The organism is Alteromonas lipotrueae, assembly GCF_019249255.1.
GTDB classification, from domain to species: domain Bacteria; phylum Pseudomonadota; class Gammaproteobacteria; order Enterobacterales; family Alteromonadaceae; genus Alteromonas; species Alteromonas lipotrueae.
The window spans coordinates 12,234-32,922 of the sequence record NZ_JAESDJ010000016.1 but is presented as its reverse complement, the minus strand read 5'-3'; the positions used below and the strand labels follow the sequence as shown (position 1 = coordinate 32,922).

Sequence of the window (20,689 nt, the reverse complement as noted above, 5' to 3'; positions counted from 1 at the left end):
GCACACTGTCATTGGAAATACCGAAAAACGGTTGCATAGATACGCACAGATTTTCCAACTTAAATACGTGACATGGAATAAGTAGTATGACGTCAAACCGCCCCCTGTTTAAACATATTCGGAACCACACCGCGCTTTTCAGTGAATTGTCGCGTTATCGTAACATCGCGGTGCAGGGCTTAGGCCTTTCTCAGTACGAATTTCACAAAACCCCCAAGTTTGTCGCAGAAGATGGAAGCCGGCTTACCATTGAGCCGGAGCGAAGTATTGTATTACCTAATGTAGAGCAACTTAAGGGCGTAAAGAGTAAACTTGAAAAAGCCATACCTACACTCACGATGGTTGAACATAGCGAGATTGGTTATCGCTATCCTACCGCAGCCTTAGCAGGGTTAGACGCCCCATTTATCAAGCGAATGCGCTCTGAGTATTTTCATAAAGTTGATGAAGATCGCAGTATTTGCCGGCCTGTAAACTTATCGTACGGTATTAAAAGCCGTGGGAAAGCAGATAATCGCCAAGAGTATGAAGTGTGGATGCCTGATGAGGCACCAGAACAAAATCCTTTACCACTATTAATTGATCTCTATGGTGAAGACTTGCCCAACGATGTGCGTCACTTTGTAGAACAACCTTCGAAAGTGCACGGCTGGATGGGGGTAAAGCGGGCGGCATTTGAAGCCTTGTATCAAAATAAAGCACTATGTGGAGATCTTGTGATTTGTGTTGCCATGAGCGTAGACGCATACAATATTGGTGCGCGCCCTGACTTGTCGTTTTCGCCAGAAGCAGAGAGCAGTATAGCGGCCAGTAACGCCGAACTAGAGTGGGAAATAGAGGGCTACTATGCGCCACGTGACTGGGAGTTCGATCACGACATGGTGTGGTCGGCAATTAACCACACACTCGCCGCTATTAATGCACCTTTAACTGATTTATACGGTAGTATCATTTTGCCTGTTGTAGAAAGCAAAACAGAACGTATTTTGTCTACGCTTAAAAGCTTAGGCGTTCAACAGGACGAGATTGATGATATGAACCTACAACCTTGGGAGTTTATGCTTAATGAAAGTTCCCATAGGGTTAAATCTCACGATCCATCCAGGCCCGTCAATCTTTTAGGAAGGCTAAACCGTTTGTTCTACCAGCAAGACCGAAAACTTCCTTCTCTAAATTGGATGCACGATTTAATTACGTAGTAGTGAAAGTATAAAAGCCGTTTCGGCTATTTACTTAATCATTGATGCCTACCGCACAGTCGGTGGGCAATGTTGTCGCAAAACCCTCATTACTTTTCTGACGCAAATTTGTAAATACATACCCACCCTCGCACCACATAGATTAGCTCGTTTGATCGCTTAAGCACTTTAATAACTTCAAATATCTATCTTTAACCTGCTGAATATAGCCGTATCCAATATTAGATAACAATAATGTACGTTACATATATTCGCATTTTGTAACAACGATTGTTAAAAAGGTTAATTTTTGTAAAAAACTTACAGAATTGATGTGAAAAGTACAGTTTTTTGGTCTTTTATGTAATTAAATTACGAAATAAGCTTTCTTTTACGTAATTTTTGGTCATAATATACGCGTTGCTTAAGAAAACTCTAATTTTGTTACACAATAGGAATTACATTATGAAACTGTCAACTTTCGCCATTGCTTTAATCTCTTCAGTAGCGTCTTTAAATGCTTTTGCTCAAGACGTTCGTTTAAACCCAATTAATCAAAACATTGAAACGCAAGCTTGCTACACAGCTGCGACAGAAGGCTATAGAGCAGCAAAGCGCTTAATTCGTGACAACGGATTAAATGTTGCGTCTTTCAGTGCATCATTGCTTTGTAATGACGTAAGCTTAAGAAAGTTTGCTGATTTATACAGCAATAAAACTACCAGTGAAACTAAAGGTATCGCGCTTGTTGCTAAGAACGAAGATATCGCTTCAAAAGCATGTCTAGATGCCGTTTCAATCGGTACAGAAAAAGCACTAGCTAAGTATGGCTTAGAAGGCGAAACCATTATTTGTAACCACAAAGAAATGTCAGCCTTTGCTCGTGCATACAGCACAGAATCAGTAGTTGTACGTCCATTCTCTGAATAGGACAGCCACACTGATTTAACGTTTGTTCACAGTTTCATGGCCCACTCGGCAACTGGGTGGGCCAGTAACTTATTTTAATCACTGCGCCTTCTGGTGTGAAATAATACCTCTCAAAAGCCTCCTTCTCTTAAACACTAAACCAAACAACCCATTCATTACTGATTAAAAAACGACAACGCTAACTTTCCACAAATGGGTACTAGCCTCAACGGTTTAACTTTTACTTTCTTTTATCTATTCATTTTTCCATCAACAATCTCCATTGAATATGCACATTGTGCACCCAAGCCCCGTGCTATTTTACTGACTATTCACGTTCCTTACGTTTGTTTGCAATATGCGTAAACGTTCGAGTACCGCTGCAGTAAATACCAATAGAGAGAATCATTATGTCGAAAAGTCACTACGCACTAGCTGCATTATTTTGTGTAAGCATTCTGTCGGTATTAGCAGGGTGCGGAGGGGGATCATCTACCGATGAAACCGTAAGCAGCGACACCAGTGTGGATACGGGCACTGGCACAGACTCGGGTAGCGACGGTGATTCGAGTGCAACCACATGCGACTCACCCATGACCGAGCTTTCAAGTGCTTATCTTGAATTTGTTGCGGCGCCTAATGTCACCATTGTGTTGTCTGAAGATGGATGTACGGTCTCGCTAGAGTCGGCAGGCAAACCCGATCACACTTCGTCATACTGGGATTCAGGCAATGCCAGCGGCTTATATGTTGAGCCTGAAGATGAGACCTTATTCAATCAAAAGCGCTCACCGGGTGACATTGAAGATTACATTAATGATTTTGATTTAACTGTACCGGTATCGCCAGAGCTTGCTGCGACGTCATCAGCCACGCCGTTAGGTGCTATTGGCATAGCGCTCAGCGGGGCACCGATTTTCAATGATTCAGAGGGGACGGGAGATGTATCGCTGGGCGTAATACAAGGTTTCGATAGAAATGGTGCGCACACGGGGCCGCAAACCTACCACTATCATCTAGAGCCACAAGCTATCTCTTATGATGATGATTCGCTTGTAGGTATTATGGCAGACGGATTTTTCATTTTTGGAAGACGCTGCTATTCAACCGTAGGCTACCCCACCGACTTGGATGAGTCCAACGGCCACACGTCAATTACCCTTTATACCGGTGGTTCAGAAGAAGATGCTGAATATCACTATCACGTATCGACTGAACAATACCTAAACGGTGAGTACTACCTTATTTTCCCGGGTAACTTTCAAGGTACGCCGAGTGATATTAACTAAATCAATAACCTGTAAGTTGTTGATGTTCTGTGCACTTTGGCTAGCAACAACTTACGCGTCGGTAGCCTACAGTTCTAGACCACCATTAGTGGTGTATCAAAGTGACATATCTTTGAATAAGCAAGGTGTTCGGATTTACAAGAGTACGCCTTTCACCGGTAAAGTGGTGAGTTATCACCCCACAGGAAAACTGGCTACAGAAGACGAATTTATAGAAGGACGCCGAGCTGGAGTCGCCAGAAAGTGGTTTTCCAACGGCATTTTAGGCTACGAGTCGTTTTATACATCTGGTGCGCGAGATGGACGTACACAAACCTGGTGGGTTAACGGTAATCTTCGCTCGGCATTCGTGTATGAAAACGGCAAAGTCGAAGGGGAGGGATGGCGTTGGTACAGAAATGGCGCCAAGTTTAAGAAATTTAACTACCACGAAGGGCAGCCAACAGGCTTGCAGCAAGCGTGGCGTAAAAACGGCACCTTATACTCTAATTTTGAATACAAAAATGGGCGGATTTATGGGCTTAGAAAAGCGAACAATTGTGTGGGGCTTGAGGATGAAGTTATCTCTGTTGACTACTACCAAAATCAAGCAAATCTTAGTTTGTAGCACTTTGCTTTTATTGGGTAATGCGTTTGCTTCATTTGCATATGGCACCGCCGAGTTACCCTATTACAACAGTAAAGAATTTACACCGCACTGGATTGAAAGCGGTAGTGAAGCGCTTAATGGTTTTCACCAAATACCGCCGTTTAGTTTTACTAATCAAGACGGTGAAGAGGTCAGCGAAAAAGATTTCGATAATAAAATTTACGTGGCTGGTTTTTTCTTTAGCACTTGCCCTGGTATTTGCCCCATGATCCGCTCTAAGTTAGCGAAGGTACAAGAAGCATTTATTGATGACGATAACGTAAAAATTCTTCAGCACTCGATTAGGCCGCATACCGATACGGTAGAATTGCTAAAAGCTTATGCGGATAAAAATGGGATTGTGAGCGGTAAGTGGTATTTGGCGACAGGAGAGCGAGATGCTATTTATTCATTAGCAAAAAGCGCGTACTTCGCTAGCGACGATCTGGGAAATTTGCAAAATACAGAAGATTTTTTGCATACGGAAAGCCTGCTATTGATAGATCAGAATCGCCATATTCGCGGCATATACAACGGGCTTAATAGTGCTTCTGTCGATTATTTGATAGCGGATATTAAGGTGCTGAACGCTCAGTTAACGTTTAGCATTCCGACTGAATAATAGGCCTAATTATCAGGTTTAGCGCGTTTATCGGTGGAAAGATAACGGTAAATAAACGCGCCGTTAGCACTTGCGGCTACTCCCCTGGTGAAATGAGATGCAGTACCTTTTGTCTGCCGTCGAGATACTTAACTTTTTCACCATCAAAAAATGCATCTTCCTCCAACATGATGCGAATGTCCTTCCCCCATTCTGGAATATAGGTTGCGGCATTGAGCTCAATGGAATAAACCGTGTTTGGATACATGGGATAGTCGCCCTGTATGGGAACACCTTCTTGGGCATCCCACATCCCAATAGTTGGTCCTGCTGCATGGCCATGGAAGCCAAGGGGATGAGTATAAATGGAGGGTGTAAGCCCTTCTTCAATGGCTTGTTCTCGAGACATTTGCAAAATCTCGTTGCCAGTACGCCCCACTTTAAAATTGCTAGTAAGAATATCTTGCAAACGGTTACCTGCAGCAAAGGCCTTCATTATGCTTTCAGGAGGGGCGGTTTCGCCAGCTTTTAACACATAGGCGTGTTGCTGTTGATCGGTATTTAAACGCAAGTAAGTAATGCCAAAATCAACATGAATAAGGTCGCCAGGCTGAATTATGTTTTCACCCGAGCGCTTACTAAATGCTTTTATTTGATCAAATTTTTCTTTGTCAGCACGTTGGATAGACACTGAGGGATGAAACCAGTTTTCTAACCCCAATGCTTTGCTTTGGTCTCGCAGCCACCAAATAACATCGTCAGTGGTGGTGGTTCCAGGGGTAATGACGTCGTTTGAAAAAGCCGTACCAATAAGCTTGTGGCCAATTTGAGTCAGGGTTGGGTAGTGTTGCATTTCAAGCTTACTACGGGTTTCTAGCCAAGCAATGGCAAGTTTTTCACCTGATACCACACGGTCTTTAAATGTAGGAGAGAGGGCGGCCATGAACTTGCGGTTTTCAGTGCTACTCATACCATCAGCAAGCGCAAATGCATCTGAAACATTCACTGCAATTCGTTTAGGGTTGCGCGCCTCTATAACGTCGGCAAGTGCTTTGTACTGATTAGGCTGAGCTTCTTTGTCCCATGCTTTTTCGAATAAATCGGCCACTGCATACCGCGCTACGGCCAAACGTTCAAGAGGCTTTCCTTCGCCAGGGTTATAAATGACTAACATGGTATGCCTGCGGGCCGACAACCATGTTGATGGCAGCATGGTTTTAATCACGGGATCTTCATTGTATTCCCGCGACATAATTACCCACATATCAATATTGGTACGCTGCATAAGGCTGGGTAAAACCTGCTCGAATCGTTGCACTAGTATTTCATCGACCAGCGCGCTCCTAGCCTGCATATCCATGACATCTTTGGCCATACATTGCACACTCACCAACAACAAAACAAGCGTATAAACTGGTCTCATTCCCTTTCCTTATTTGTTTGAATTATAAGCATGTAATCATTAAAACTATCATAAGCTGTTTAGCTTAAGCAACGATGGCTACAATGAAGTAGAGGAAAGAATAGCGTGACTCGCTGTAGCGATCATAGGTCTGCTAGAAGCTACATATAGGCTGGGTTTATAGTGAGTATAAGCGGCTCGATAGGCGCGCATCTCCACTGGTATTGATACGGATCAATACATTAAACTGAAATTCCTTGTTTACTTTACATTAACACGTTGGGCATGTTGTAGAATTTTTTGAATTCAATGTCGGCAATTTTCCTTTAATAGATAAATTAAATTGTGATTGCAGTTTAATCATCATCGATTTAGGTATCACCCTAGCCGGAGACAGTTATGAATGCAGAGATTGATTTGCAGCAAATAATAGAAAATACCATGGTGTTAGTGCTAGCTGGAGGGCAAGGCTCTCGATTAAAAGCGCTTACAGAAACACGGGCTAAACCGGTACTAGAGTTTGGCAGTCACTGTCGGATCATCGATTTTCCCCTTTCAAACTGTGTTAATTCCGGCCTAAATCGAATTGCGGTACTCACCCAATATAAGTCTCAATGTTTAATTCGCCATTTGATGCAACATTGGGGCACGTTGAACAACAGTTTTGGGGGGCGATTAGATATTCTTCCTGCCTCCCAGCAACAGTCTGAAAGCTGGTACCAAGGTACTGCAGATGCGTGTTTTCAGAATATTGACTATATCAAATCCAGAGCGCCTAAATATGTGATGATCTTATCGGGGGATCACGTATATCAAATGGATTATCGCAAACTGCTGGCAGAACATGTGAAAAATGGCGCTGAAATGACAGTATCTTGTATAGAAGTGCCTACTAAGAATGCGGCAAATCAGCTGGGAGTGTTAAGTGCTGATAGCAAAGGTCAGGTAACCGCTTTCGACGAAAAACCAAGTAAACCTCATCCATTGTTAGATGCTCCTGAGTATTGTTTGGCCTCAATGGGCAATTATGTAGTGAATGCTGAGGTGCTCTATCGGCTACTTAAAGCAGATGCTAAAACATTGGGATCAGATCACGATTTCGGTAAAAACGTGATCCCCAATATTATTGAACACCACAAAGTGTTTGCGCATCGATTCAGAGGCGCTGATGGTTGCCAAATTCCCTATTGGCGCGATGTAGGTACCATTGATAGTTACTGGCGGGCTCATATGGATTTGCTGAACAACAGCGATGTGTTGAATTTAGCCGACCCCTCTTGGCCCATATGGGGAAGTACCTTGTCTAGCGCGCCAACTCAAATCCGGGGTGGGGCGCAAAAAGGCCAGTGCGATCTCAATCAGATTTTGATTGGCACCGGTTGCCAATTAACTAATTGCCGTATCCATCACACTGTTTTGTCATCCAATTGCGCAATCGGTGATGGCGCCTCACTTCAAGGGTGTGTATTGCTGCCTGATGTGACTATCGAGGCCGGAGCCAAATTAAAAAACGTTATCGTCGATAAAGGCGTGACAATCCCTGCTAATTTGTCTATTGATGATACTAATATTGCCAAGCACTTCGGCTTTTCAGTAAGCGAGAAGGGAGTGACGTTAATCACTCAGCAAGTCATTGATAGTTTTGCCGACGTGGAAATATATTTTGACGTACCGCAAAAATCGACGAGTGTAAGCCCAATTAGACCAATACATTCAGAGCTGTCGACTCGAAACATCGCCCGTACTCATGTTTCCACCGCGCTGAACGACCGTTAATATAAAAGCATACTTAACGAGCAAAAAATAGGCGCTTAGTGCGCCTATTTTCATTATAACGTGTGCTTGTCTCAGCGTTTTTACCGTTGATTGTGCATAGCGTGAACTACAAGCTAAAAAGATAAGGCCAGTAGAGGCTTAATCAATTAGCGGCTCATCGTCATCTTCCTCTTCCTGCTTCTCGTATTTCTCTTCCTCTACCGGTATCACTTCCTCAGAAGAATAATAAACGCTGACAGGTGCAGAATAGTTTGGCACGTCGTCGTAGGCAAATACCGAGTAATACTTCTCAACATTCGGGTTACCGAAGTTGTCATAGGTATACTCATCTGAGCCTGCATAAAGCTTCACGCCATCAAGAGGAGAGCGCGGCGAGTGGAAGCGGTTTCTAACCACAAACGCGCCCACTAAATCGGCATGCTTCGGGTTGCTCCAACTTAGCTTAACCTGACGATTTTCTAAGGTTACGCTTAAGTTAGCTGGTGCCGGTAGAGGTTCTTTACGACGCTCTATGTACTTAATCACCAATTTACACACTTGATTACTGTGTAAGTCATGCCAATTGACCAGCATGTTCTTTTCAGCGCTTGAAGATGTTGAACGAACCACGAAATGAAAAGGCGCATGTTTCGCATGCATTTCTTCTAATGCTTCTCGGCAGTAGCTGTCAAAAATAAAGTTGTGCGAGTTTTTGTCTTTAAGTTGAGCGTTACTCACTTCATAACCAATAAACTCTTTTTTCTCTCTATTTTTCACGCTTTGGTAGTCAAGATCTTCAAGACCCGCTAATTCAATGGTGAAACGAATATCTTGAGATGTAGGCAAGGCATTGTCGTTGCTCATCGTTAAGTAGGCTTCGGTGATCACGGTTTTCTTAGGATCAGGCAAGTTTTCGGTTAAGAAGGTCATTTGCCCGTACACCACATCGCCGTTTTCATCAAAACCAGACTGCAGTTCATTTTGATTCACTTGTGCTTTCGATACCGTGCTAAGTGATGATGGGGTTAGCTCTACCTGTTTGCTTGGAAGCGTATAAATAACTTCCAAGTTAGGGCGGTAATGAATACCTGAACCAAACTTTCCGTACCCAATATCAAACTGCATCATTTGCGAGTCTGCGCCAAGAGGCAGTTTTCTAGGACCTTCAACGCGAAGCAATAAGGTACCGTTCTTAATAGATTTGCGAATAATGCGACGCTCAGCCACATTTAAATCCCAATGAGACCAAATACCTTGAGTTAGTTTATCTGAGCGAATCTCATCGCCAAGCGTTTGAATAGGCTTAGCTTGGTGAATTTGATTGAAATCGGTGATGTCAGATATTTCTGATGGGTCGAGAATTGACACTGTCCATTCGCCAAAATTTTCTACTTTGGCGTTAACGCGGTTCATCGGGTACAAAGAGAAACTCGCATTCTTAATACGGGCTTCTTCAGGTAAGTTTTCCATATTAAATGCAATTACCCCGTAACAGATACCACGGCGTTTATTCACACCTACAAACAAGGAGTTGTAGCCGAAATGGTCGCGGTTTTTCTCGAGAGTATATTGGCCTACATAACCAATACCGCGCTTCGATGGGAATAAACCTCTGAAATATTCATCTTCAGATAATTGGGTCTTAAGCTTAATTTCAGGGCTAAACGGCGATTTGGTATCAGTGACCTTATTAACTGCACGTATATTGTAGAAATATTTCTGACCACTTTTAAGCTGTACGTCGGTGAACGAGTGTTTGCCAATAATCGCGATAAGGTTATCTTCACGGCAAGGGCTTTTCACTGTTTCAGAGCGATACAGTTCAAAATAAATATCATCAGATTCTGGATAATCCCAGCATAGAGTCGCTTCGTAAACGCCCACTGATTCAATAGTGAAATTATCTACCCGAGCGGGTGCTTCATTAGAGTAGTTTTTCGCTTCTGATAAGGCGTAAAGCACGGCAGGTACATTCTCGTCTACACTTTGCGACATATTCGTCATGTAATCAGGAATGTTGCGAGTGCCCACTTCTACCACAGCTGAGATAATACCTAACGAGTAGTAATATTCTCGGCCACTACCGTTAATCAAGTTTGTAGGTGGCTTGCCACGGTGAATACCGTATTGGCGACCCGTTACCTTATGGATTTCACGGTTCATATTGGCGCACAATACGTTTAAGTCGGTACCTTCAATTTCAGACTCGTGATTAAACTTATGGGCAGGGAAAAACACATTACCTTGGGAGTGGTAATCTAGGGCAATAGTTATGTTTTTATGATCCAGCACGAAATCGCGAATGGCAGCAGTTTCTGGTTCAGAGAACGCGGCTGGGCCTGAGTAGGTGTTTACCGTAGTATCAGCAGAGCGCTTAAAGCGAACACCAAAGTTACGGTTCAAATCAACACCAAAAGTGCCATCGCCATTATCTCTTCTATTCTTTCGCCAGAAAGAAAAGTGGGTGCGTGAATATTCAAAACCGTCAGGGTTCAAACACGGCACCATGTAAAGCGTATTTCGGCCTAATGCTTGTTGAATAGATGGGTTATGGTCAATGTTGGTTAGCACATAATCAATAAATTTTATGGCTAACTCGTTACCAATCCATTCTCGAGCGTGGATAGTGCCGGTAAATAATAGCGCGGGTTTGCTGTCTGCGGTTTCAATGTTAGCAGATACGGTAGCCATCATAATTGGTCTACCTTCCCATGTGGTTCCGATACTATGCACTCGAATAAGCTCGGGGTATTTTTCCTGAGCCTGTTCCAAAAACGCCATTGTTTCTTGATACGAGGTATATTGTTTTTTCATTGTTTCTTCTTAGCTAAGAGAAATCAGTGGTTACCAGCGTAGTCTTGAAATTATCCCAATGCGCGATAATTGCATCGACTTTCTTTTGCTGAATGTTTTTAACCGTCAGAAACACGCTTGGATCAGCATAAATCGCTTTTGACGTGCCTTCTTCACCCAGAGTACTGATTATCACCTCTGTAAGCTTAGGGCCTATACCTTTTACGCCAGCAAAGAAGCTTTCTAGCTCTGACGTAGTTAAAATGAGTTCGTCTGCATCTGCTTCAACACCGTCTTCAAACTCATCATTGCTATCATTTAAAACACGCTCTAGTCCATCACCAATAACGTCATCTAGGCCATCGTCTTCACTTACATCTTGGTTTTCTAAATGTAAGTCGGTAAAGATTTGCGCTTTGCTTTTTGGGGTGTAATTATCTTGAAAATTCCAAGATTCACTTGGCCATTCTTCGTCAAGCTGCAATTCAACAGGTAGTAAAGGATATAATTCACGATTCGTTACGGCTGCTGCATCGGCGCTGTCATAACTTGGTGTGTATTCACCAAAGGTAATGTTTCTCATGGTGCGTAACAATGGCGTGCGAATTTTACCCAGTTCCTCCCAGTTATACAAAGGAATGTGCGGTTTCTTAAAGCGCTCTGAACACAAGGTCCACATTATGTACTGGCCGATCCAGTCACGAATATAAGGGAACGCAGCAAAAGCGGTAGCGCATTCTAGAATGCGGAATTTACCGTCAACGCCTAACGCGATATCCGACGCCCAGTATTCAGCTTTAGCGGCCTTTGAAGCGTTAACCGCAATTTGTAGCGCTTCTTTAGGTACATTAGCGTAGTCCATAGAGCCGCCTTGGCTAGTATTAGTCAGCCATTCACCTTCCGGCGGACGACGCCAAAATGCGCAAACCGGCTTATGACCTATTAGCATAACGCGTATGTCTGCCTTCATAGGTACAAATTCTTGCACGTATACCGGATGATATTTCTTTTTCTTAAGCAACTCGGCCGCTTCTTTAAAGCTATCTACCTTGTGAACGAAGTAGCCGCCATAATTAGACGGGCCGTAAGATTTCTTAATAATCTTCGGGTAGCTAGCGCTACGCAAAAACGCCATCGCCTCATCTTTTTCATAGAAAATGTCAGTCTTGGGAATAGGAAGGTTGTGCTTTTCACAAAAATGCGTGACGTTTTCTTTCGACTTGTTGGCAAACTGCGTGTCCATTGTTGGCAAAAAGCGAACGTTCGGTAGCTCACGAGCAATTTCTCGAAACGTTTCGTACGCTGTGGCTGGAATGTTGCCAATAAGAATATCAATATTTTTGCTTTTTACTTCACGTACAAAGCGGGCCTTGTCGTTACCCCAGTGGTAACACACAGTTTCAATTTTGTCTGGCCAACCCTTAAAATTCGATTTATCGAAGAAGCGCAGAACGTGATCTAAGTAGAGTAGGCCAATGGTAGGTAGTTTAGTTGTAGACATTTTACTTTCTCGTTTAAAGTTGAGAGGTTAGCGCAGCCTGCATGCTTGCGCGCTTTTCAGTTGCTTTTCGCTCAATCAAATTAACGATCCGCTCTATTTTTCCATCATTGAAGGTTAACCCTGCGGCCTCTTGTTCAGGGGTCGCGAATGCTGGAATTCCGTTTACTTCTAGTACTACATATTCTTCATGTTCTTGGTCGTAAATTACGTCCACTCCCGCGATATCCAGCCCCGTTACTTTTGCGGCTTTAATCGCTAACGCGACCAATTCGTCATTCGGTTCACGGCGTATAACTGAACCACCGCTTGTTACGTTCGTTTTCCAATCATCTTTAGGCGCTTTACGTCCATAGCACCCTACGAATTCACCATCAACGATGTCAATTCGATAGTCTGTCATGTCGTAATTAATAAAACGTTCAACGTAGAAGTGAGGAATGTTGGTCTGATCCAAAAATGGAATAAGCATATCTAAAGAGCGCTCATCTTCTACCTTTACAATACCCATACCGCCCCAGCCATCGGTCGGTTTATACACTAAGCGCCCGCCCCACTCGCGAATAGTGTTTTTAAGCATCGGCTTGTCTTTGGTGTTACAAAGTCGGTAATCGGGCGTGCGTATACCTGCACGAGATAAACGGTGGGAAGTACGAAGTTTATCTTCTGACAACGAGAATGATTCAAAACTGTTAAGGCACGGAATCGATTCGTTTAATACTTGATAAAGAAAAACTTGATAGGGCGTTTGTTGCCCCGCATTGTATGAAAAAAACGCATCTAACTCTTCCATATTTACGTTGTGACACGTGATGGTTCCGTTATGCGCGTTTGCATGGCCTAAGTTAAGATCGGTAATTGCTTCGATATCGCGATCTCGTAATTGATTGACGATTTTAGCCTGTATGGCAGTACCACCGCTGTTGCTGTACATCCACATCCCGACTGTATACTTTGGCACGACTTTTAACCCTATTTTTTAAACCTAAGAATTGACATTCTTTTTGGTTTGCGTAAGAAGACATCTCAACTAAAATATTTGCACCAAAATGGGTGGTAAATAACTATTTTAGATGAGAAATATGACATATATTAGACTTCAGGGTACGTCTTGGTACGAGGAGTCCCTCCCAAAAGCGGCGCCATTAAACGGCTAAATTGCGAACTATTCAAGTTTATTTTTTGTGCAAATGAAATTAATTTTGAATTTTTTGAGAGTAACGTTTAAAGCGTGTGTTTTGTGTGTGAATAAACCTTGATAATCAAGGGTTTCAGCGTGGTTTGGTTTTAATCAATACTTGGAATAAATATCATGAATAGTAGTCTGGACTTTACCGAACTTGCCACGATTATATCGCTCAACTCTTACACTAAAAATAAAGCGGGTGTAGATCGTAATGCTGACATCTTTAATATGTGGATGGAGCAGCTTGGTTTCTCTGTTGAGACCCATCGCCGAGATGTAATCGGTAATCATGTTCACTATCTGTCTAAAAAGAGTGAAGGGGCAAAATTACTGTTACTTGGTCACCTAGATACCGTATTCCCACCTGATACTTTTACCGAATTTCGTGAAGATGATGAATGGATTTACGGCCCTGGTGTATGTGATATGAAAGGCGGTAATTATATTGCACTCACTGCCCTTAGACACGTATTTGCCGAGCAAGGCCACATTACCAACATAGATATGCTGTTGGTGAGTGACGAAGAAAGTGGCAGCGACGATAGCAAGCTTCTTACCAGTGAAGTAGCCAAAGCCTACGATGCCTGTATGGTTTTTGAAGCGGCAGGGCCTGATCACGACGTGGTCATTTCTCGAAAAGGCATTGCTACCTTTCAGATTGAATTTGAAGGCAAGGGAGCCCACGCAGGTAATCACTATACCGATGGTATCAACGCTAACTTGGCAGCGGCTCATATGTTAATTGCATTGACGAACTTAACCGACCTTGAAAAAGGCACTACGGTTAATGCCGGTAAAATGAAAGGTGGTTTAGGCGCAAACACCATTTCCCCCAGTGCCAGCCTGACGGTAGAAGCACGTTTCACCCAATCAGAAGAGCGGGACAGAGTGTTGGCCGCGTTTGAAGAAGTGGCCCAAAACCCTGCTGTAGAAGGAGTAAAGATAGCTTTGACAGGTGGGTTACAACGAGATGTTATGCAGCCTACAGAAGCACAAGCGCAGTTTATCACTGAGTTAGAAAGTGTTCTGGATGCGCCTTTAAAGCTTGAAAAGCGCGGCGGAGTTAGCGACGCCAATGTAGTATCAGCAGCGGGTGTCCCTACTCTTGATGGTTTTGGACCCTATGGTGATGGCGACCACACCATTCACGAACGTGCCAGTAAAGCCAGCTTTGAACGCCGTATTAATGAGGTGAGTAAAATACTCGCGCATTTTAATGGCGGGAAATAGGGGGCTAGTTCTGGCGAGTATTTTTTATACGGGCCAGAGATATTTCAAGCATAAATAACTAACTGAAAATATTGATACGAATTATGAAAAGCCTGAAATCTATTCTTCAGGCTTTTTCATATAACCTTGGTCAAACCAGCTTCGAAAAATGCTGTCTATCCGTTTATCTGTTCGTTTACCGCATAAATGCCAAGGGTTAACCCAGCCTTAACCCGTCCTTAAATAGCATGCTCCCATTCTGGATTCGCCGTGCAACTGTGTGAATCTAACCACTTCGGTACTTAACTTAATTAAACGATGGTAGGACTCCTTAATGAAGACGTATGCACTGGTCCCGATTGGCCTCTTAATCATAGTGTCGCTGCTTAGTGGCTGTGAAGAACAATCTAGCACGCCCCCAACTGCACCTGTTACAGAGGTGTCTTACATTAACGTTACCTCTACCGAGCATAAAATAGATACCAAGCTGCAAGGAAGAGTAACTGCCTCTATGGTGGCCGAGGTACGCCCTCAAGTGAGCGGTATTATTCAAAAGCGCCTATTCACCGAAGGGCAAATGGTAGAGCAAGGACAAACCTTGTATCAGATAGACCCTGAAACCTACGAAGCAGCTTATAACGAAGCAAAAGCTACGTTAAACAGTGCAAAAGCAACAGTGGCGACGGCTAAATTAAAAGATGAGCGGTATGCAAAGTTGTTAAAAATCGAAGGTGTGTCTCAACAAGATGCTGATGATGCCCACGCTGCTCATTTAGAAGCGAAAGCAAATATAGAGATGTACGAAGCCGCATTGGAAACCGCCAGAATCAATCTTGAATATACCAAAGTGCTTGCGCCTATATCGGGGCGTATTGGTATTTCTTCAGTAACCCAAGGCGCGTTAGTGACTGCCCAGCAAGACACTGCATTAGCCACTATTCGAACGTTAGATCCTATTTATGTAGATATGACAAAAAATAGCAAAGCGCTGCTTAAGCTACGCAAACTAATGCGTGAAGATAACATTAAGCAAGGTACAACCGACGTGGCCTTGTCCTTAGAAGATGGAAGCACTTACGACCACCTCGGTGAATTAAAAATGCAAGAAGTGGCAGTTGACGCTTCTACCGGCGCGGTGACGCTACGTGCCCAATTCCCTAACCCTGATGGTTTACTATTACCTGGTATGTTTGTTCGTGCATCGGTCAGCGAAGCGGTTGATGAGAACGCGATTTTGGTGCCTCAACAAGGTATCTACCATGAGGCGACTGGTGAAGCTTACGCTTATGTTATCGACGACAGCAACACGGTAGAAAAACGTATTGTCGAAACCATTAACGCGGTAGGTAACCAATGGCTGCTAGAAAGCGGACTAACTGAAAATGAAAAGTTGTTAGTCGAAGGCGCGGGTAAAGTAGGGCCCGGCAGTGAAGTAAAACCTGTTCAGGTCGAAATGAATAGCAAGGGCACTATGGTGACGGTGACAGATGCTGATAGTTCCACGACATCTTCACTGGGGAGTAAATAGGCCATGTTAGCGCGCTTTTTTATCGACCGCCCCGTTTTTGCGTGGGTAATCTCCATCATCATAATGCTTACAGGTATTGCGTCTATTATGTCACTACCTGTGGCTCAGTACCCTAGTATAGCGCCACCGGTTATTAGTGTAAGTACCACTTATACAGGGGCTGATGCAGAAACCGTAGAAAATAGTGTTACCCAAATATTAGAGCAGCAACTTACCGGCCTTGATGGCTTGTTATACTTTTCATCATCAAGTACTTCAGATGGTGGTGCTTCCGTTAATGTGACCTTCGAGCAAGGTACTGACTCTGATTACGCGCAAGTACAAGTACAAAATAAGGTTGAGCAGGTAAATTCTCGCTTCCCAGAGGCAGTGCAATCTCAGGGTATAACCGTGACGAAATCGAACACTGACTTTTTGTTAGTAACCGCGGTTTATGACACCACAGATACAGTATCGGCGTTTGATATCTCAGACTATATCTCTTCAAATATGGAAGACGCTATCGCACGTATAGAAGGGGTAGGTGACACTCGTGTGTTTGGTTCCGAATACGCCATGCGAATTTGGTTAGATCCTACCAAACTGGCTGCTTACGAGCTTATGCCATCTGATATTACAAGTGCACTTGATGCGCAAAATGTGCAAGTACCCGCGGGTAACATTGGTGCTATTCCATCTGCGGGTAGCCAAGAGTTAAATGCCACGGTTACGGCGCAATCAATGATGTCTACACCAGAGCAGTTTCGCAATATTATCGTGAAATATGATTCAACAGGCGCAAATGTATTATTAGGTGATGTAGCGAGAGTAGAAATTGGCAGCGAAAGTTACTCGGCTATTCCTCGTTTGAACGGTCATCCCGCTTCGGGTATTGCGGTGATGTTATCGCCAGGGGCTAACGCACTAGCTACCGCTACGCGTGTGAAGGACAAAGTAGCAGAGCTTGCTGTGAATCTGCCGGACGGCTACGAAGTAACCTTTCCCCGAGATAGTACCGACTTTATCAAAATATCTATCACGGAAGTAGTGCATACCTTGGGTGAAGCGGTAGTGCTGGTGGTGATTGTGATGTGGCTGTTTTTACAAAATTGGCGTGCCACACTTATTCCAGCTATCGCGGTACCTGTAGTGCTATTGGGAACATTTGGGGTGCTCTCGGCATTTGGTTTTTCTATAAATACACTTACGATGTTTGGCATTGTGCTGTCTATAGGATTACTGGTGGATGACGCCATCGTGGTGGTAGAAAACGTCGAACGGTTAATGGAAGAAGAAAACCTCGCGCCACGAGATGCCACCATCAAATCAATGTCAGAAATTACTGGTGCGTTAATCGGTATAGCGGTTGTTTTGTCGGCAGTATTCTTACCTATGGCTTTCTTCGGTGGTTCCACAGGCGTTATTTACAAACAGTTCTCCGTAGCCATCGTGTCGTCAATGATCTTGTCGGTAGTGGTAGCACTAACCCTTAGCCCTACGTTGTGCGCAAGCTTACTGAAGCATAAAAAACCTGCGAATAAACAGGCTGCTACATCAGGTAAAGCGCCCCGTAAAAGCTTCTTTCAGTGGTTCAATGCAAAATTTGATGACCTTACCAACAAGTATGCAGGTCGCGTTTCCCGCATGGTTAATCAAAAAGTTCGCTGGATGGTGGTGTACGCGGTGATTATTGGTGTATTGAGTGTGCTGGTGGTAAGAATGCCAACAGGATTCTTACCCCAAGAAGACCAAGGCAGCATTATGTTTCAGGTGAATTTACCCCCTGGTGCATCTATTAAGCGCACCCGTGCAGTAGGCGAGAAAGTCACTGACTATTTAATGACAGAAGAAAAGGATACCGTCGTAAGAGCTTTCTCTATTTCAGGGTTTAACTTCAGTGGAAGTGGTCAAAATGCGGGAATGGGATTTGTATCTTTATCTCCTTGGGACGATCGCACTGAAGATGATGAAAGTGCCGATGCGCTTATTGCCCGCATGAACAAAAATCTATCGACTATTCGCGATGCCAATGTGTTTGCTATGTCGCAACCGGTTATTCAGGGGCTAGGGCAAAGCAACGGATTTACGTTCGAGCTACAAGCCGCGACGGGAACCAGCCGTGCTGAGCTAACTCGTTTAAAGAATGAATTGCTCGCTAAGGCCCGTCAAAGTGAGCTACTCAACAGTATTCGTGATGGCGCGTTAAGTGATACGCCTCAGTTAAAAATTGATATTGATAACGGCAAAGCAAGTGCGCTGGGTGTATCGATGTCAGATGTTTCCGCTACCCTGACTTCAGCGTGGGCTGGCTCATATGTAAATGATTTCATTGACAATGGTCGAGTGAAAAAAGTGTACATAGAAGCGGATGCTGAATATCGCTCAAAACCTGAAGATTTAAATGAATGGTATGTTCGAGGCACTAACGCCGATGGTGAAACGACCATGACCTCGTTTGAGGCGTTTAGCTCGTCGTCTTGGTCAAGTGCTCCGCAAAGTTTATCGAGGTTCAACGGTATAGCGTCGTACCAAATTCAAGGTGCAGCCGCTAGTGGCGTGAGTTCGGGTCAAGCTATGGCTGAAATGGAACGTTTAACTCAAGACGTCGGGCAAGGTAAACTCACTTACGCGTGGAGCGGTTTGTCTTATCAAGAAAAACTATCTAGCGGACAATCGTCTGCCCTGTACGCTATTTCAATATTAGTTGTGTTCTTGGCACTTGCCGCCTTATATGAAAGTTGGGCGGTACCGTTTTCCGTGATTATGGTTATTCCATTAGGGGTTATAGGGGCGGCGTTGGCATCTAGCATGCGAGGGTTAGACAACGATATTTATTTCCAAGTAGCGCTACTTACCACTATTGGTCTAGCGGCTAAAAATGCCATTTTAATTGTTGAATTTGCTGAAGCATCCTACCAAAAAGGCATGTCGTTAATTGAAGCTGCACTGACTGCTGCAAAGTTAAGATTGCGCCCTATTATCATGACCTCTCTGGCCTTCATGTTAGGTATTTTACCCTTAGCAATATCTACAGGGGCAGGGGCCAATAGCCGTGTTGCCATTGGTACCGGTATTATCGGTGGTACCTTCACTGCCACTGTACTGGGTATATTCCTTGTGCCTATGTTCTTTGTGTTGGTGCGAGGCCTGTTCCCTAAACGTCGAACAGTTTACTCAGATAATGCTAATGAGCATGCAGTTTCATCAGCTGCTCAAACCGATACGCCTAAGCCGTTGGAGAATGGCCATGATTAAGTTTTCTAAATTGCACAAAGGTAGACTCTTGCCTATCGCAGCGGCGTTAGTTTTAGCTGGATGCAGCTCAATGGCGCCAGACTATTCACGCTCTGACGCTACGGTAACCAATGAATGGCAGCTCGAAAAGGTTGAGCTAACACAAGGTTTATCATCGCAACAAGCGTTAGATATTCCGTGGAAAGACTTTATTAAAGACGAACGGCTAGAGAAGATCATCGATTTGGCGTTAAGCAGTAATCGAAGCCTTCGGGAAACGCTAGCCGATGTCGAGTCGGCGCGAGCGACTTACCGCATTCAAAAGTCAGATTTGTTCCCTGATGTTGATGTGAGCTTAAGTGGCGATCGCACCAAGTACTCAACGGGCGAAATTGATACTACATACGAAGCAGAGGTGGGATTCAGTAGCTACGAGCTAGACTTATTTGGTAAAAATCGTAGTTTATCTGAAGCTGAAATGGAAACTTATTTAGCCAGTAGTGAAACCGCGAAAGCGGCAAAAATTTCACTTATTGGTGAAGTTGCCAACGCTTGGCTAACCTTGGCGGCAGATAGTAACTTGCTGACGTTAGCCGAAGAAACGGCCAGTAACGCTAAACAAGCCATGGATATTACGAATAAACGTTTATCTTATGGCATTGATTCGCGAATAGATGTAGCCAGCGCTGAAACTATTTACCATGCCGCCCGCTCTGATATAGCCAGTTATAAAACTCAAGTGGAGCAAGATAAAAATGCGCTTCGTTTATTAGTAGGTGAGAAATTCGATGACAATCTGCTTGCTTATACCTTGCCTACTGACACCTATGGAGGGAGTGACAGCTTGGTAACTGATGTACCGGTAGGTGTCTCATCAGATGTATTGTTAGTGCGACCTGATGTGTTGACTGCCGAGCATGCGCTTAAATCTGCCAATGCGAATATAGGTGCGGCGCGCGCTGCGTTCTTCCCCAGCATATCGCTTACTGCGACGGGCGGGTTGGCCAGTTCAGTGCTATCGGATATTTTTAGCGGCGGTGCCAGTTCAATTTGGAGCATAGCGCCCAGCATTAGCTTGCCCATATTTGATGGGGGAGAAAACAAGGCAAACTTGGCCTACAGTGAAGCACAGCAGCAGAAGTACTTAGCCGCCTATGAATATGCCATTCAAAGTGCGTTTACCGAAGTTGCTGATGCATTGGCAAGGCGAGCCACAATTCAAGATCAGCTTGAGGCTGAAGGTGCCTTGGTTAAAGCATCTGCCCGAAGTTACGAACTCTCTTTCGCTCGTTATGAAAATGGCATTGATAGCTTCCAAACTGCATTAGAATCGCAGCGTACTATGTATAGCGCTAAACAGTCTCTTATTGCTACGCGACAAGCAGACTTAGTTAACCGCATCACTCTATATAAAGTGTTAGGCGGCGGTTTAGCACCTACCGAGGGCGAAGTAGAATAAAAAATAGGGTCAGAGTAAATTTAAATTAACTCTGACCCCTT

General features: G+C 44.0%; 14 protein-coding genes. 10 read left to right on the top strand and 4 right to left on the bottom strand.

Annotated features, from left to right (window positions below):
- Positions 1-86 precede the first annotated feature (86 nt).
- The 5 genes from KYS23_RS17405 to KYS23_RS17385 all read left to right on the top strand — a co-directional run bounded on the left by KYS23_RS17405 (position 87) and on the right by KYS23_RS17385 (position 4,626).
- Positions 87-1,199, top strand: coding sequence for a hypothetical protein (locus KYS23_RS17405; protein WP_218419587.1), 1,113 nt, complete (start codon positions 87-89; stop codon positions 1,197-1,199).
- A 444-nt stretch (positions 1,200-1,643) separates the two neighbouring features.
- Positions 1,644-2,108, top strand: coding sequence for a DUF3718 domain-containing protein (locus KYS23_RS17400; protein ID WP_218419585.1), 465 nt, complete (start codon positions 1,644-1,646; stop codon positions 2,106-2,108).
- A 389-nt stretch (positions 2,109-2,497) separates the two neighbouring features.
- Complete coding sequence (locus KYS23_RS17395; RefSeq protein WP_218395934.1) at positions 2,498-3,376, top strand: YHYH protein; 879 nt, start codon at positions 2,498-2,500, stop codon at positions 3,374-3,376.
- The gene (locus tag KYS23_RS17390; protein WP_159532375.1) at positions 3,363-3,983 is read left to right on the top strand and encodes a toxin-antitoxin system YwqK family antitoxin; all 621 of its coding nucleotides are present in this window, start codon (positions 3,363-3,365) and stop codon (positions 3,981-3,983) included. The genes KYS23_RS17395 and KYS23_RS17390 overlap by 14 nt, the downstream gene beginning before the upstream one ends.
- Positions 3,931-4,626 (top strand): SCO family protein, encoded by a 696-nt coding sequence (locus tag KYS23_RS17385; protein WP_159532373.1) that lies wholly within the window; start codon positions 3,931-3,933, stop codon positions 4,624-4,626. The genes KYS23_RS17390 and KYS23_RS17385 overlap by 53 nt, the downstream gene beginning before the upstream one ends.
- 76 nt (positions 4,627-4,702) lie before the next feature.
- Here KYS23_RS17385 and KYS23_RS17380 read toward each other — a convergent pair whose 3' ends face one another.
- Positions 4,703-6,028 (bottom strand): M24 family metallopeptidase, encoded by a 1,326-nt coding sequence (locus tag KYS23_RS17380; RefSeq protein WP_218419584.1) that lies wholly within the window; start codon positions 6,026-6,028, stop codon positions 4,703-4,705.
- A gap of 378 nt (positions 6,029-6,406) precedes the next feature.
- Between KYS23_RS17380 and glgC the strand changes: the two genes are divergently transcribed.
- Complete coding sequence (gene glgC, locus KYS23_RS17375; protein ID WP_159532369.1) at positions 6,407-7,783, top strand: glucose-1-phosphate adenylyltransferase; 1,377 nt, start codon at positions 6,407-6,409, stop codon at positions 7,781-7,783.
- 138 nt (positions 7,784-7,921) lie between these two features.
- On the opposite strand, the gene KYS23_RS17370 is transcribed toward glgC, so the two are convergent.
- Genes KYS23_RS17370 through KYS23_RS17360 form a run of 3 tightly spaced genes read right to left on the bottom strand, consistent with a single transcriptional unit; the run spans position 7,922 to position 13,014 of the window.
- Positions 7,922-10,576, bottom strand: coding sequence for a M14 family metallopeptidase (locus tag KYS23_RS17370; RefSeq protein ID WP_159532367.1), 2,655 nt, complete (start codon positions 10,574-10,576; stop codon positions 7,922-7,924).
- Between the two features lie 13 nt (positions 10,577-10,589).
- Complete coding sequence (locus KYS23_RS17365; RefSeq protein WP_159532365.1) at positions 10,590-12,056, bottom strand: ATP-grasp domain-containing protein; 1,467 nt, start codon at positions 12,054-12,056, stop codon at positions 10,590-10,592.
- Between the two features lie 13 nt (positions 12,057-12,069).
- Positions 12,070-13,014 carry an ATP-grasp domain-containing protein gene (locus KYS23_RS17360; RefSeq protein WP_159532363.1) on the bottom strand — a complete coding sequence of 315 codons (945 nt, stop codon included), beginning with the start codon at positions 13,012-13,014 and terminating at the stop codon, positions 12,070-12,072.
- 351 nt (positions 13,015-13,365) lie between these two features.
- Here KYS23_RS17360 and KYS23_RS17355 point away from each other — a divergent pair, with 351 nt between their 5' ends.
- The 4 genes from KYS23_RS17355 (at position 13,366) to KYS23_RS17340 (ending at position 20,648) form a co-directional block, all read left to right on the top strand.
- Positions 13,366-14,469, top strand: coding sequence for a M20 family metallopeptidase (locus tag KYS23_RS17355; protein WP_159532361.1), 1,104 nt, complete (start codon positions 13,366-13,368; stop codon positions 14,467-14,469).
- Positions 14,470-14,782: 313 nt separating this feature from the next.
- On the top strand, positions 14,783-15,976 hold the full coding sequence (locus KYS23_RS17350) for an efflux RND transporter periplasmic adaptor subunit (protein ID WP_159532359.1): 1,194 nt from the start codon (positions 14,783-14,785) through the stop codon (positions 15,974-15,976).
- A gap of 3 nt (positions 15,977-15,979) precedes the next feature.
- Positions 15,980-19,210, top strand: coding sequence for an efflux RND transporter permease subunit (locus KYS23_RS17345; RefSeq protein ID WP_246604475.1), 3,231 nt, complete (start codon positions 15,980-15,982; stop codon positions 19,208-19,210).
- Positions 19,203-20,648 (top strand): efflux transporter outer membrane subunit, encoded by a 1,446-nt coding sequence (locus tag KYS23_RS17340; RefSeq protein ID WP_159532357.1) that lies wholly within the window; start codon positions 19,203-19,205, stop codon positions 20,646-20,648. The genes KYS23_RS17345 and KYS23_RS17340 overlap by 8 nt, the downstream gene beginning before the upstream one ends.
- Positions 20,649-20,689 lie beyond the last annotated feature (41 nt).

What these genes read in the sequence shown, in the direction of transcription:
- glgC (WP_159532369.1), top strand. Translation starts at nt 6,407, where the DNA reads ATGAATGCAGAGATTGATTTGCAGCAAATAATAGAAAATACCATGGTG.
- KYS23_RS17340 (WP_159532357.1), top strand. Translation starts at nt 19,203, where the DNA reads ATGATTAAGTTTTCTAAATTGCACAAAGGTAGACTCTTGCCTATCGCA.
- KYS23_RS17350 (WP_159532359.1), top strand. Translation starts at nt 14,783, where the DNA reads ATGAAGACGTATGCACTGGTCCCGATTGGCCTCTTAATCATAGTGTCG.
- KYS23_RS17385 (WP_159532373.1), top strand. Translation starts at nt 3,931, where the DNA reads ATGAAGTTATCTCTGTTGACTACTACCAAAATCAAGCAAATCTTAGTT.
- KYS23_RS17345 (WP_246604475.1), top strand. Translation starts at nt 15,980, where the DNA reads ATGTTAGCGCGCTTTTTTATCGACCGCCCCGTTTTTGCGTGGGTAATC.
- KYS23_RS17355 (WP_159532361.1), top strand. Translation starts at nt 13,366, where the DNA reads ATGAATAGTAGTCTGGACTTTACCGAACTTGCCACGATTATATCGCTC.
- KYS23_RS17405 (WP_218419587.1), top strand. Translation starts at nt 87, where the DNA reads ATGACGTCAAACCGCCCCCTGTTTAAACATATTCGGAACCACACCGCG.
- KYS23_RS17395 (WP_218395934.1), top strand. Translation starts at nt 2,498, where the DNA reads ATGTCGAAAAGTCACTACGCACTAGCTGCATTATTTTGTGTAAGCATT.
- KYS23_RS17380 (WP_218419584.1), bottom strand. Translation starts at nt 6,028, where the DNA reads ATGAGACCAGTTTATACGCTTGTTTTGTTGTTGGTGAGTGTGCAATGT.
- KYS23_RS17365 (WP_159532365.1), bottom strand. Translation starts at nt 12,056, where the DNA reads ATGTCTACAACTAAACTACCTACCATTGGCCTACTCTACTTAGATCAC.
- KYS23_RS17400 (WP_218419585.1), top strand. Translation starts at nt 1,644, where the DNA reads ATGAAACTGTCAACTTTCGCCATTGCTTTAATCTCTTCAGTAGCGTCT.
- KYS23_RS17370 (WP_159532367.1), bottom strand. Translation starts at nt 10,576, where the DNA reads ATGAAAAAACAATATACCTCGTATCAAGAAACAATGGCGTTTTTGGAA.